Here is a 12,860-nt window from a genome sequence, read left to right as displayed (position 1 = left end):
TTACAAGGTAAGTCGAACCTTTAGCGGATGTACACTAATTATTTCATCTATGTGACGCTTTTTTTATAGTTATGTGAACTAAAAATTTTGCTTCGATTTTCGGAATAGCCCTTATTTCGGAAACTTACCTCAAGCCGTCCAAGAACCAGGAGTTGAACTTGTCCAAATCTGTATTTTTCGTAACCTGCCCGAAGGGGGTGGAATACCTACTGGCGGACGAGCTCAGCACCTTTGGTCTGGATACCGTGCGCAATGCCCCGGCCGGGGTCTGGGTGGAAGGTTCCCTGGAGGGTGGTTATCGCGCCTGTCTATGGTCGCGTCTCGCCAACCGGGTGATCCTTCACATTGGCGAAGTGGATGCCAACAGCGGCGATCAGCTCTATGACGGCGTTGTCCACATGGATTGGCAACAGCACATTCCTGTGCACGGCAGTTTTCGCGTTACGTTTCTCGGGCAGAACGAGGCCATCCGCAATACGCAATATGGCGCCCAAAGGGTCAAGGACGGCATTGTGGACCGGTTCCAGACCAATGGCGGACCGCGTCCTTCAGTGGATGCCAAAAACCCGGATGTCATTGTCTCCGCCCGACTCAATCGTGGCCGTTTGTCCCTGGGCATTGATCTGAGCGGGCACAGCCTGCACATGCGCGGCTACCGGACGGATAAAGGCATAGCGCCACTGAAAGAAAACCTGGCTGCGGCATTGCTGATGCGCGCGGGCTGGTCGGAGATTGCCGCGGCCGGCGGCGATTTCGTGGACCCGATGTGTGGGTCCGGCACTCTTGTCATTGAAGCTGCCATGATGGCGCTGGACATGGCGCCCGGCCGCAAGCAGGAACGGTTCGGCTTCGAGAAATGGCCAGGCCATCAGCCCGAGATGTGGTTCTCACTGCGCCAGGAAGCGGAGCGCCGCGCCCATGAGGGTAAACAAGGGCGAATTCCCAAAATGGCGGGCTTTGATCAGGACAGCCGGGTCATCGCGACTGCCTGGAAAAACATTCAAAGGGCCGGTCTGGAGAATGTTGTCCACGTTGAGGCCCGGGCGGTCGATGCTCTGGAACTTGAGGGCGACTGGTCTGCGCAGGGGCTGGTGCTGACCAATCCCCCATACGGTGAGCGGTTGAGTGAGCGCAGAAAGCTGGGTGACTTGTACCAGGCCCTGGGCGACGCGGTGAAACGCAGCGTTCCAGGCTGGCGCCTTGGCGTATTCACCGGGGCCCCGGAATTCGGTAAGTCCATCGGTTTGCGAAGCTACAAGCAATACCGGCTTTTCAACGGCAAGCTGCCCGCTCAGTTGTTGCTGTTCGAGATCAATGACGTCAGCGCCATGACACCGCGGGCGCCTGATATTCCGGGTGAGATTACTCCTCGCATCGCCAACGAGGAGCGTGCGGCCATGCTCCGTAACCGGCTCAAGAAAAATATGAAGAGCATTGGCCAGTGGGCAAGAAAGCAGGGCATTGGTTGCTATCGTCTTTACGATGCGGACATGCCGGAGTTTGCCTTGGCGATCGATATCTACGAGGGGCGCGTTCACGTGCAGGAGTATGCCGCTCCGAAATCAGTGGACGAGCGCTCCGCCCGTGAACGCCTGGCCGAAGCCCTTGCGATCATTCCCGAAGCACTGGGCGTGGAGCGGGAAGACATGGTGTGCAAGCAGCGTCAGCGACAGACGGGTACCAATCAGTATGAGAAGCAGGCCGCCAGCGGCGAGTTTTTCGAGGTTCACGAACATGGCTGCGTGTTGAAGGTAAACCTCAAGGATTATCTGGACACCGGTCTGTTTCTGGATCATCGACCGGTGCGGCGCTGGATTCAGCAACACTCGGCAAACCAGCGCTTTCTGAACCTGTTTTGCTATACTGGCGCGGCTACTGTGCATGCCGTGGCTGGAGGCGCCAGCCGCTCACTCAGTCTGGATATGTCAAAGACGTATGTCGGCTGGGCCGAGGAGAACCTTGCGCTGAACGGAGCCGACCCCAAGAAGCATCGGGTAGAGCAGGCAGACTGCCTGGCCTGGCTGGCAGACCGGAAAACGGCGGACCAACGGTTTGACCTGATCTTCATGGACCCGCCGACCTTTTCCAACTCTGCCCGTATGGCCGGCGTTCTGGATATCCAGAAGGATCATCCGACGCTGGTCAGGCAGGCCATGGCACGGTTGAGTTCCGACGGGTTGCTGATCTTTTCCAGCAATTTCCGACGCTTCAAGCTGGACGAGACGCTGGAAAGCGAGTTCGAGGTTGCTGAAGTGACGCGGGATACCCTGGACAAGGATTTTCAGCGCAACGCCCGGATACACCGGTGCTGGCACATTCGCCACAAGGCCTGACTCTTCGGGATTCGTAGGTCGGATTAGCGAAGCGTAATCCGACAAAATTCAGCGGCATTAAGTATCAGCAGATTGTCGGATTACGCTTCGCTAATCCGACCTACATTTTAGAACTCGTAGCGCACGCCGCCGGAGAACTGGAAGGTATTCACATCCGTTCCGGTGTCTTCGAACAGCTTTCCGCCCTCAAACACCAGGAAGGTGTTGTCCATCACCTCGAAGTCGAGACCGGCGATCCAGCTTATGCTGAAGCCGCTGTCCGGAAATTCGCCATCTAGATCCAGGTAGGGGCTGTTGCGGTCATTCGCCGGATCGCTGACCTCGCCTTCACCGTGAATGTAGGAAAAGCCGAACTGGCCGTAGACATTGGCGTAGTCGGTGATCGGGTAGTGCAGGCCCATATACCAGCTGGCGTAGTAGTCCACGCTCAGGGTCAGGTCACTGTCAGGGATCTCGGCGTCCTTGAAGCCACCACCGGCCCGCAGCTCGGCGTGGAACAGGTCGGTAATATGGCCACCCACCACCAGTGTTCCGCCAGTGCCCCAGGCGGTTTCCTTGGTGTTTTCACCGATGGTGCGGTGGTTGTAAGTGGTTGCCAGCAGGCCGATGTAGTGTTTGTCTGCCCTTGGAGTCTCCTGGCCTAAAACGGCTTGGGAGGCGAGGAGCAGCGCAGGGACAAGCGGGCAGATGACGGGCGTTCGCACAACCTTGTTCATTGTTATCGGGATTCCTGACGTGGGCGAATACGGGCTGATTCTGCCTCGTGTAACCGTTTGTTACGTCGACCCGTGTCACACTTCCCCTTGCCCGTCCTGTCTGTTGCTCAGTCCTCGTCGAACAGGCCTTCTTCCCGGGCCATCAGTAGCAGAGCGTAGACGCCGTTTTCAGGCAGCTGGGGTTCCAGGCTTTCCTCGAACAGGAGCTGACGGCGGCGGTCTTCCAGGGTTTCGCTATCCAGACCGGTGATCAGCTCACTGATGGGAGCGATTTCGAACGGGGCCTCCTGTGCCACGGCCGTGAAGATCAGGTCTACCAGAATCTCGTCCGGATCAAGGCCGTCCACGAAAACGATCTGGTCTGGGAGGTCCTGGTGCAGTTCCCGGGCCAGCTCAATCAGGGGCACGCCCTGTTCTTCGAGATAAAGAAGGTCGACATCACCCAGGTCACCGTCTTCCGGGAGCCAGTCGTCAGAAGGTGCGATCACCACGGTTTTCATTCGGCCGTCCTCCAGCGACCAGGCCATGGCGGTGGGAAAAAGCGCGTCGTCGGTCTGGCAGTATTCAATGTCGAGAAATCTCGGTGCAGGCACGTTGGGCTCCCGGTGGTGGTTGATTTGTGACCCGGTTATAGGGAATGTCCGTTGACCCAGTATGAGGCTTTACGGCTTCATGCCATACTATTGGCGCAATTATCTTTTAATCAGGGACATCATGGAACACGCTGAATTTAACAAAGATTTATTGAAGTTTCTGAACACTTCCCCCACACCCTGGCATGCAGTCGACACCATGAAGCAACGGCTCAGCGCGGCCGGGTTTCAGGAGCTGGACGAACGGGAAGACTGGTCGCTGGCCAGCAACCAGGGCTACTACGTTATCCGCAACGGTTCCTCAATCATCGCCTTCCGAACCGGCAGCAAAGATGTCACCACCTCGGGGATCCGGATGGTGGGCGCTCATACCGACAGCCCCTGCCTGAAGGTCAAGCCCAACCCGGAGCTTCGCCGCAATGGCTTTTTCCAGCTGGGTGTCGAGGTTTACGGCGGTGTTTTGCTGAATCCCTGGTTTGACCGGGATCTTTCCCTGGCCGGTCGGGTTACCGTGCTGGACGAAGACGGCAAGGTAGGGGACACCCTGGTGGATTTCCGTAAGCCTGTGGCATTCATTCCCAGCTTGGCCATCCATCTCGACCGCGATGCCAACAGCAATCGCACGGTTAACCCCCAGACCGATCTGCCACCGGTTCTGATGCAGGTTCCCGAAAGCGACACGACCAGCTTTGTGGATCTGCTATCGCAACAGGTCAAGACCGAAGCCGGACTCAATGTCCGCAAGGTGCTAGGCTACGAGCTCAGCTTCTACGATGCCCGTGAGGCTTCGTTTGTCGGTTTGCGCGATGATTTCATTGCCTCGGCGCGCCTGGACAATCTCCTGAGCTGTTACATTGGTCTCCAATCACTATTGAAAACCTCCGGCGACGAAGCCGCGCTGCTGGTCTGCAACGATCACGAGGAAGTTGGCAGCATGTCGGCCGAAGGCGCACAAGGGCCGTTCCTGACTACGGTTCTGGATCGCTGGGCCGGCTCTGGCAAGGCTCGTGCTATTGCTCGCTCAATGATGGTGTCGGCGGACAACGCCCATGGCATTCACCCGAATTACATGGACAAGCATGATGAGAATCACGGTCCGATTCTCAATCAGGGGCCGGTGATCAAGGTCAATCACAACCAGCGCTACGCCACCAACAGCCGCTCGGCAGCGGTCTATCGGCACATTAGTGACGAGCTGGGTTTGCCGCACCAGACGTTCGTGGTTCGCAGTGATATGGGCTGTGGCAGTACCATCGGGCCACTGACGGCGGGGAATCTGGGCGTAACTACTCTGGATATTGGTGTGCCCCAGTTCGGTATGCATTCCATTCGGGAACTGATTGGCACCGAGGATGGTTTCACGTTGTACCGCGTACTGACCGAGTTCATGCAGCGCGAACTGATTTTCTGAGGTCTGAAACGAAAAATGCCGCTGGTTCTGAAGAAACAGCGGCATTTTGGAATAAGTGGCTCCCCGAGCTGGGCTCGAACCAGCGACAAACGGATTAACAGTCCGTTGCTCTACCAACTGAGCTATCGGGGAACAGCATCAAGTGGCGCGCATATTAAGCGCTTTGATTTACGGGGTCAACCCCCTGATATGAAAGGCTAAAAATTGTACGAAAGCAGGACCCTTCACTACCGTCCGCCGCTGTGGTTGCGGAATGGCCACGTCCAGTCTGTCTGGCCCACGCTGTTTCGCAAGGTGCCAATGGTGGATCCGGAACCGGAAATTATTACCACACCAGATGACGACGAACTGCACCTGGATTGGTACCGGCAGGGCAGTGACCGCCTAGCCATTGTCTCTCATGGTCTGGAGGGTCACAGCCGCCGGCCCTATGTGCTAGGCCTTAGCCGGGCCCTGTTACGGGAGGGTTGGGACGTTCTGGCCTGGAACTTCCGCTCCTGCGGCGGTGTGATGAACCGACAGCCAAGGTTTTACCACAGTGGCGCCACACAAGACCTCAGCCTGGTGGTGGATCATGGTCTGGCCGGCACTTACGACACCCTGTTTCTGTCGGGCTTCAGCATGGGAGGCAACCTGACGTTGCTCTACCTGGGGGAGCAGGGCGAGCGGGTGGACAGCCGGATCTGCGGCGCCGTTGCCTATTCAGTTCCCTGTGACCTGGCTGGCAGCGCCGATATGCTGGCGTTGCCCAGCCGGAAGATCTACATGCAGCGCTTTCTCCGGGATTTGAAGGTCAAAATGCAGGAAAAGGCGGAAAGATTTCCGGACCTGATTGATATTTCAGGGTTTGATGCCATCCGCAGCTTTCACGAGTTTGATGACCGTTACACCGCTCCACTGCACGGTTTCCGTAATGCTCAGGATTACTGGGCGCAGTGTTCGGCACTGGGACGGATGCGAGATATCCGGGTGCCCGCGCTGATGGTGAATGCTGCCGATGATCCGTTCCTGTCGGCGCACTGTTTTCCGGAATCGCGGCGGAAGCTCGGCGCCCATGTGCGTCTGGAAGCACCCCGTTGGGGTGGCCATGTGGGATTTGTCGAACATGCCCGCGACGGCTTCTACTGGTCTGAGCGCCGGGCTCTGGCCTTCCTGCAAGGATTGGCCTGAGCCGGCTTTATTGCAGGATCGGTTTGAGCACCGGCCAGACGTTTTCCAACAGTTGGGTCTGGGCTTCCTCGGTAGGATGAATGCCGTCGTCCTGCATCAGCCCGGCCTGGTTGTAGATTCCGTCCAGGAAAAAGGGAACCAGCGCGGTGTCATACTGGTCAGACAGTTTCGGATAGATCCCGGCGAACATTTCTGTATACCGCTGTCCGTAGTTCGGAGGTATCTGCATACCCACCAGCACGGCGCGAGCACCCGAGTTCTGGACCTTTTCGATCATGGAGGCGAGATTGGATTCGATAACATTGGGCGGAAAACCGCGAAGGCCATCGTTGCCACCCAATTCAATGACCACCACATCGGGTTCGTTCTCCTCAAGGAGATCAGGTAGCCGGCGGGCACCGCCATCCGTGGTTTCTCCGCTTATGCTGGCATTGACCACTTCCCAGCCCTTCAACCCGTTGCTCTCGAGCCGGTTTCTCAGAAGCTGCACCCAGGAAGTTTCGGAGGGCACCCCATAGGCCGCACTGAGGCTGTCACCGACGATAAGCAGCGTGTTCTGGTTGGCTGCCACCGGCAGGGCCAGCAGGGCAACCACGAGAAAAAGAATTGATCTGACGTACACCAATGCCGTATGCATAGACAACCAATACACCTTTAAGCCGTTTTCGAGACCCAGGATCGGGAGATTCCGTGAATCAGATGACCAATGTTAACCCGGATAGCCAGAGCCCAATGTTACGGGTAAATAACCTGACTCACCGTGTCAGTGTTGAAACCGATACGCTCACGATCTTGCAAGGGGTCACTCTCGAAATCAATCGGGGAGAATCCGTAGCCATTGTCGGGCGATCCGGTTCTGGTAAAACCACCCTTTTGGGGTTGCTGGCGGGGCTGGACACGCCCAGCGAGGGCACTGTCGAGCTGGACGGATCAGTGATCAGCAAACTTAGCGAGGACGAGCGGGCGAAGCTCCGGGCCCATCGGGTCGGGTTTGTGTTTCAGTCCTTCCAGCTTTTGCCGGCGCTCACCGCGCTTGAGAACGTCATGTTGCCCCTGGAGCTTGCCGGTATGGCGTCCCCCGAAAAAAGGGCGCGGGAGCTGCTGGAGCGGGTCGGGTTAGGCGAGCGCCTGACCCACACACCCAGACAGCTGTCTGGCGGTGAGCAGCAGAGGGTAGCTATTGCCCGGGCATTTGCGTCTGACCCCCTGATTCTGTTCGCCGATGAGCCGACCGGAAACCTGGATAACCGCACTGGTCAGGCAGTTTCCGATCTTTTGATGGCACTGAACCGGGAGCAGGGTACAACGCTGGTGATGGTCACCCACGACGAACACCTGGCGGCTCGATGCAATCGACAGTTCCATATTGAAGCCGGCGTCCTGACAGAACCGGAAGCGGCGCAGGAGATGGCGCACTGATGGCTGCTGCAAAAAAACTCATGTCAGTTCGCAGGGACTGGCGAGAACGGGATGTTCGCGTCGTTCTGGCCGCCCTGATCATTGCCGTTGCCACGGTTGCCACCATTGCTTTGTTTGCCAATCAGCTGCAGCGTACCCTGGTTTCTTCAGCCAGTTCGTTTCTGGCGGCAGATCGTCAGCTGGAGGCAGAGAATGGTCGTCCCGTTCCCGATTCCTGGATGCAAGAGGCGGCTGATCAGGGTTTGAAAACCGGACGAATGGTGGAATTCTCCACCATGGTGTTGGGCGCCGACAATTTCCAGCTGGTGTCGTTAAAAGCCGTCAGCAATGAATATCCGCTTCGAGGTGATATCGAAATACAGCGGGATCCAACGGGTCCGAGGGAGCTGGTAAATCAGGGGCCCGGTCCAGGAGAAGTCTGGATCAACCCGCGCCTGCTCAGACTCCTGGATCTCGAAATCGGAGAGTCCCTCGAAGTCGGGAATCTGAGCCTGACGGTGTCCGGCCTCCTTATTCGCGAGCCCGATGGAGGTTTCCGGCTTTCAGCGCTGGCGCCGCGGGTGATGATGCATGTGGACGATGTCTCATCCACCGGGGTCATTCAGGAGGGCAGCCGGGTTGAGTACATTTACCTGTTTGCCGGCGATGAAGCCGCGCTGGAATCTTACTATCAATGGCTTGAGCCCCGGCTGGAGCCGAGCCACGAATGGGAAGGCGTACGAGATGGTGAAACCTTTTCGCGTTCCCTGGAACGTGCTGAACGATTCCTGCTGCTCGGTGGCAGCCTTGCGGTTCTGCTGGCCGCTGTGGCGGTTGCTGTGGCGAGTCGCCAATATGCCCTGTCCCAGCGCGATACCGTAGCGCTGCTGAAAACCCTGGGCCTGAGCGGCGCCGGCATCGGCGGCTTGTATCTAAAGCGTCTGGCACTCTGGGGTGTGACCGGTATCGTCGGTGGCCTGTTGGTGGCCATGCCGCTTTACTGGTTACTGATTCGTATGCTGAGCGAGGTACTGGAGCGTCCCGTGGACTTCCAGCTCGACCCTACAGCCCTGGTGCCTGCGTTGCTGACTGCGCTAGTCTCCCTGTTTGCCTTTGCCTATCCGCCGGTGCGCAGACTTCGGAATGTCCCGGCCATGCGTGTCCTGCGAAGCCAGCCTGGTGAAACCGGGCGTGAGGCCTTGCCGGATATCATTATCGCCATTTTGGCGGCTTTCGGGTTGGTCTGGATGTACGCCGGTGAGCTGGCTCTGGTGGTCTCCCTACTGGGCGGTCTGGCACTGTTGCTTGGTGCACTGGGCCTGGTGGGCTGGCTCATGGTAGCGACACTGCGCAAGGTCCGCGGTGGCGGTAACTCCTGGCGCCTGGCCCTGGTTGGCCTGTACCGGCATCGCCGGGCCAGTCTGTCCCAGATCGCCGTATTTGCGATGACGCTGATGCTGGCGGCCACACTGATACTGGTGCGTACTTCGCTGCTGGCGGATTGGCAGGCCCAGTTGCCGGATGATGCTCCCAATCATTTCCTGATCAATATTGCGCCGGAAGCGGTCGAGGAAGTTGGTGCGTTCTGGCAGGAGCGTGGCCAGCCTCTGGACAAGCTTTACCCGATGGTTCGCGGACGCCTGACTGAACTCAACGGTCAGCCCGTCAAGCGGGCGGTCAGCAAAGACGAGAACGTCAACGCGCTCAACCGTGAACTGAACCTGACCTGGATGTCTACCTTGCCGGTAGATAACGAGATTGTTCAAGGCACTTGGTTTGACGAGAACCAGAAGGACGGCGTCTCGGTGGAAGCGGAACTGGCCGGGCAGCTTGGTCTGTCACTGGGCGATGAGCTGACTTTCACCATCGGCTCCGAGAAGGTGACGGAAACCGTCACCAGCATCCGCACGGTGCAGTGGGACAGCATGAAGCCCAACTTCTACATGGCCTTTCCGCCGGAGGGCGGCCTGACGGACATGCCTGCAACATGGATTACCAGCTTTTACCTGCCCAAGGACAGGAAGGATGCATTGAATGAATTTTCCCGGCAGTTCCCGACCGTATCGGTACTGGAAATCGACCATATTATCGAGCGAATCCAGGAAATCGTCCGGCAGGTAACCCAGGCTATTGAAGCGATTCTGGCGCTGATTCTTGCTGCTGCACTTGTGGTGATGGCGGCGGTGGTCAGTGCGACGCTTCAGGACCGACAGCGGGAAGGGGCGCTGCTGCGCACCCTGGGTGGACGGCAAAGTCTACTTGTCCGCAGCACCATGCTTGAATTCGCGTTGCTGGGCGGTTTTGCGGGTGTGCTTGGGGTCGTCGCCGCCGAGGCGGCGGTCTGGGCACTTCAGTTCAGGATGTTCGAAGGTGCGTTCCAATGGCACTGGCACGTGGTACTGCCCATCCCGCTGGTCAGCGCTGTCGTTCTGGCCCTGTTTGGTCGTTGGCAGCTCCGTCCGGTTTTGAGCGTGTCGCCAATGCTGTTGCTCAGGCGTCTGGAGTAGAGGCGGCGACTAGCGGTAATTGGCAAGAATGGTGTCCAGTTCGCCATTCTTCTTCATCTTCGCCAACTCTTCATTAAACCGATTGGCAAAGGATTGCCAGTCCTTACGCAACATCAGCCTGAAACCATAATTGCTGATGCTCTCGCTGGAAATGTCGAATTGCTGCCGCAGCCCCTCATTCCGCAGGATCCACTTGCCCACGAGCCGGTCAGCGATGGCGGCATCAAAGCGGTCGCCGTGCAGCACGAAGGTAAACATGTCCTTGTCCCGGGAAACATCAAAGCGGCGTATCCGACCTTCTTCGAAGTAGGGCTCGAGCAGTGGGTATCGGTAGCCAAGATGGGTGACGATGGTTTTTGAAATCAGATCGTCGGGGCTCTGGTAGGAGAACCCCGATTTCGCTGGAACGAAAAACACCTCTTCGATGTCCACCACCGGGTCGGTAAACAGGAATTGCTCCGGATCGTCGGCCCACTCCCGGGCCCTCGGCGTTCCGTCGATATAACCCTCAAGCAGCATCTGATCAACCCGCTTTCGCGGTATCTGCTCCGCTATCACCTTGTAGCCAAGGCGCTGGGCAACGACGGACACCACATCCCACATGATTCCTGAGGGTTGGTTCTGATGCACGATAAGGTAGGGCGGGTAACCGTTTGGAGAAACATTGAAACGGAAAACCTGTTTTTCTGCAGATATATCCTTGGAAGCTGATGCCGAAAACGAGAGTGGCGCCAAAATCAACAGCAGGGCGCCCAGAATGGCGAAGGTGAGGCAGGAAAGTCGGTTTTTCATGCGGAGTGGGCTCTCTACGGAAAGGTACTGTAGGTGGACAACGAACCCGGCTATCATCCCTGCCAGAAGCTGCTAATTTTCCTCTCTTCATGGATCAATTTCAATGATTTGATTTCTATCTTAAAACAACCCGGACACAGGGGCCTCGCAAGGCCCCTGTGTCCCGATCATGCCCAGGCGCGGCGCAGAACGGAGCGCGCATCCTCCAGCGTTACTTCCTTTGGATTGAACATGATAGAGCCATCATCCAACGCCATCTCTGCGATGTGGTCCAGTTGTGCTTCAGTTACCTTGCCGGTTTCCTTCAGTGTTCGGGGTAGCTGGCACCGCTTGTAAAGGGCATCCCTTAGTTTCCGGATAGCGGAAATGCTGGCCTCTGCCCGGCGGCTTGCCGGCGTCGCTGAGAAGACCTCGGGACCTTCAAGATACAGCAACAGCTCGCCCAGAGGTTCCCGGATCGTTTCCAGGTTGTACTCCAGGGCGTAGGGCAGGTACAGGCTCATGCAGAGGCCGTGGGGCAGGTGGCAGACTGCCCCCGTTGCGTGCCCCAGTGCGTGCACCAGACCCACCATGGAGTTTGAGAAGGCAATGCCGGCCATGGTAGAGGCTTGCGCGAGCTCCAGTCGTCCGTCACTGTCTTTGGGGTTGTCCATGACCTGCAGGAGCGACTGGCTGACTTTCTTGATGGCCGCGGTCGCGTAGGCGTCACTCAATGGGTTTTTCGCCATGCAGGTGAACGCTTCGGTCGCGTGGGTCATGGCGTCCATCGCTGTCGCGGCAGTAATGTGCGGCGGCAGGGTGAGGGTCATGCGCGGGTCAATGATGGCCGCGTTCGGCAGCAGGAACGAAGACGTGAAGGGCAGCTTGACGCCCTTGGCTTCATCGGTGATGACCGCAACCGATGTAACTTCCGAACCGGTCCCGGCTGTTGTCGGCACCACGAAGAAGGGCTTGAGCGGATGCTTGAGCACACCGGCACCGCTGTACTTGGCGATATCGTCACCACCCTCGGAAACCAGAATATTGACGGCCTTGCCGGTATCGATCGCCGAACCGCCGCCCACGGCGATGATGGAGTCGCACTTTTCCTGGCGATAGATGCCGGCAATATCGCGCACCACCGTGGTGGAGGAGTCGGGCGGAACGTCATCGTAGATGGTGGTAATTTCCAGTCCGCTTTCCTCGCAAGCCGCGATCACGGGTTCCAGAAGGCCCGCAGCACGCACGCCCTTGTCGGTAACGATCATTGGCCGCCTGGCAGCCATTCCGGTCAGCTCGTAAGGGATGTGTTCAAGGGCGGCCTTGCCGGCAATGACTTTTACCGGGCAGAAGAACTCATAGTATTTATTGGTCATCACGCTCTCACTGTCTCAACGAAATTGGTGGCAACTTTCAGGTAAATGCGCGCGGCGCTGATCAGTTTTTCCGGCAGGTGCAGGTCGGCCGGGTATTCCTTGACGGCCCGCTCGGCGACCAGTTTCGGCAGGATGAAGGACTCAAGCCGGTTCAGTACCCGGGTCATCCGCACGGCATAGCTGATGTCGCCATCCACCAGCATGCGATCATTGGCGAAGGCCACTGACGTTTTCTCCTGGAAAGACAGCACCAGAAAGGCATGGGCGATGTGCTTGAACTGAATCGACAGGTCGATGGGCCGCGGCGCCTTGTCACCGTGGTAATGGAAACGCCCCTGGCCGGTATGCTCGACGATCAGCTTTGAGCCGTCCGGCATCACCATCATCTCAAACAGGAAACCGTCAGGCAGGGCCCGAGCTTCGTTCTGAACCTTTTCGTCCACCTCGCTCACGGCCTGCAGGGCTCGCCCCATCACCTGGAACATCAGTTCCACGTACAAGCGGCGCGCCTGGAAGACCATGGGCTGGATACGTTTCGCTAGCATGTCCGTCATCCAATCGTTGTTGATGTCACCTGATTTTTAG

General features: G+C 57.8%; 11 protein-coding genes and 1 tRNA gene. 5 read left to right on the top strand and 7 right to left on the bottom strand.

The features are described 5' to 3' along the window. Positions 1–158 precede the first annotated feature (158 nt). On the top strand, positions 159–2,333 hold the full coding sequence (gene rlmKL, locus CFT65_RS13660) for a bifunctional 23S rRNA (guanine(2069)-N(7))-methyltransferase RlmK/23S rRNA (guanine(2445)-N(2))-methyltransferase RlmL (RefSeq protein WP_088828659.1): 2,175 nt from the start codon (positions 159–161) through the stop codon (positions 2,331–2,333). A 107-nt stretch (positions 2,334–2,440) separates the two neighbouring features. On the opposite strand, the gene CFT65_RS13655 is transcribed toward rlmKL, so the two are convergent. Both CFT65_RS13655 and CFT65_RS13650 read right to left on the bottom strand, forming a co-directional pair. Next, positions 2,441–3,049, bottom strand: coding sequence for an outer membrane beta-barrel protein (locus tag CFT65_RS13655; protein WP_088828658.1), 609 nt, complete (start codon positions 3,047–3,049; stop codon positions 2,441–2,443). A gap of 107 nt (positions 3,050–3,156) precedes the next feature. Then, positions 3,157–3,642: a hypothetical protein gene (locus CFT65_RS13650; protein ID WP_088828657.1), complete on the bottom strand. Its 486-nt coding sequence runs from the start codon at positions 3,640–3,642 to the stop codon at positions 3,157–3,159. 121 nt (positions 3,643–3,763) lie between these two features. On the opposite strand from CFT65_RS13650, the gene CFT65_RS13645 reads away from it, so the two are divergent. Continuing rightward, positions 3,764–5,053 (top strand): M18 family aminopeptidase, encoded by a 1,290-nt coding sequence (locus CFT65_RS13645; RefSeq protein ID WP_088829566.1) that lies wholly within the window; start codon positions 3,764–3,766, stop codon positions 5,051–5,053. 56 nt (positions 5,054–5,109) lie between these two features. Here the strand turns inward: CFT65_RS13645 and CFT65_RS13640 are convergent. Further along, positions 5,110–5,185 (bottom strand) — tRNA-Asn (locus CFT65_RS13640). Positions 5,186–5,257: 72 nt separating this feature from the next. Between CFT65_RS13640 and CFT65_RS13635 the strand changes: the two genes are divergently transcribed. Continuing rightward, positions 5,258–6,223: a YheT family hydrolase gene (locus CFT65_RS13635; protein ID WP_172408495.1), complete on the top strand. Its 966-nt coding sequence runs from the start codon at positions 5,258–5,260 to the stop codon at positions 6,221–6,223. Between the two features lie 7 nt (positions 6,224–6,230). On the opposite strand, the gene CFT65_RS13630 is transcribed toward CFT65_RS13635, so the two are convergent. Beyond that, positions 6,231–6,860 (bottom strand): arylesterase, encoded by a 630-nt coding sequence (locus tag CFT65_RS13630; protein WP_088828656.1) that lies wholly within the window; start codon positions 6,858–6,860, stop codon positions 6,231–6,233. A 62-nt stretch (positions 6,861–6,922) separates the two neighbouring features. On the opposite strand from CFT65_RS13630, the gene CFT65_RS13625 reads away from it, so the two are divergent. Beyond that, the gene (locus CFT65_RS13625; protein WP_088828655.1) at positions 6,923–7,642 is read left to right on the top strand and encodes an ABC transporter ATP-binding protein; all 720 of its coding nucleotides are present in this window, start codon (positions 6,923–6,925) and stop codon (positions 7,640–7,642) included. Then, the gene (locus tag CFT65_RS13620; protein ID WP_088828654.1) at positions 7,642–10,128 is read left to right on the top strand and encodes an ABC transporter permease; all 2,487 of its coding nucleotides are present in this window, start codon (positions 7,642–7,644) and stop codon (positions 10,126–10,128) included. The genes CFT65_RS13625 and CFT65_RS13620 overlap by 1 nt, the downstream gene beginning before the upstream one ends. A 9-nt stretch (positions 10,129–10,137) precedes the next feature. On the opposite strand, the gene CFT65_RS13615 is transcribed toward CFT65_RS13620, so the two are convergent. The 3 genes from CFT65_RS13615 to CFT65_RS13605 form a co-directional block, all read right to left on the bottom strand. Next, a complete protein-coding gene (locus tag CFT65_RS13615) occupies positions 10,138–10,920 on the bottom strand; it encodes a substrate-binding periplasmic protein (RefSeq protein ID WP_088828653.1) in 783 nt (260 codons plus the stop codon). A 167-nt stretch (positions 10,921–11,087) separates the two neighbouring features. After that, positions 11,088–12,275, bottom strand: a complete 1,188-nt coding sequence (locus CFT65_RS13610) for an iron-containing alcohol dehydrogenase (protein ID WP_088828652.1) — start codon at positions 12,273–12,275, stop codon at positions 11,088–11,090. After that, a complete protein-coding gene (locus CFT65_RS13605) occupies positions 12,275–12,820 on the bottom strand; it encodes a hypothetical protein (RefSeq protein ID WP_088829564.1) in 546 nt (181 codons plus the stop codon). The genes CFT65_RS13610 and CFT65_RS13605 overlap by 1 nt, the downstream gene beginning before the upstream one ends. Positions 12,821–12,860: the final 40 nt, after the last annotated feature.

It is taken from the genome of Marinobacter sp. es.048 (assembly GCF_900188435.1).
Lineage (GTDB): Bacteria > Pseudomonadota > Gammaproteobacteria > Pseudomonadales > Oleiphilaceae > Marinobacter.
Note: the sequence above shows the minus strand (reverse complement) of the source record. Positions and strands in the feature narration are given on the sequence as shown.

What these genes read in the sequence shown, in the direction of transcription:
- CFT65_RS13655 (WP_088828658.1), bottom strand. Translation starts at nt 3,049, where the DNA reads ATGAACAAGGTTGTGCGAACGCCCGTCATCTGCCCGCTTGTCCCTGCG.
- CFT65_RS13645 (WP_088829566.1), top strand. Translation starts at nt 3,764, where the DNA reads ATGGAACACGCTGAATTTAACAAAGATTTATTGAAGTTTCTGAACACT.
- CFT65_RS13630 (WP_088828656.1), bottom strand. Translation starts at nt 6,860, where the DNA reads ATGCATACGGCATTGGTGTACGTCAGATCAATTCTTTTTCTCGTGGTT.
- CFT65_RS13625 (WP_088828655.1), top strand. Translation starts at nt 6,923, where the DNA reads ATGACCAATGTTAACCCGGATAGCCAGAGCCCAATGTTACGGGTAAAT.
- CFT65_RS13620 (WP_088828654.1), top strand. Translation starts at nt 7,642, where the DNA reads ATGGCTGCTGCAAAAAAACTCATGTCAGTTCGCAGGGACTGGCGAGAA.
- CFT65_RS13615 (WP_088828653.1), bottom strand. Translation starts at nt 10,920, where the DNA reads ATGAAAAACCGACTTTCCTGCCTCACCTTCGCCATTCTGGGCGCCCTG.
- CFT65_RS13610 (WP_088828652.1), bottom strand. Translation starts at nt 12,275, where the DNA reads ATGACCAATAAATACTATGAGTTCTTCTGCCCGGTAAAAGTCATTGCC.
- CFT65_RS13605 (WP_088829564.1), bottom strand. Translation starts at nt 12,820, where the DNA reads ATGCTAGCGAAACGTATCCAGCCCATGGTCTTCCAGGCGCGCCGCTTG.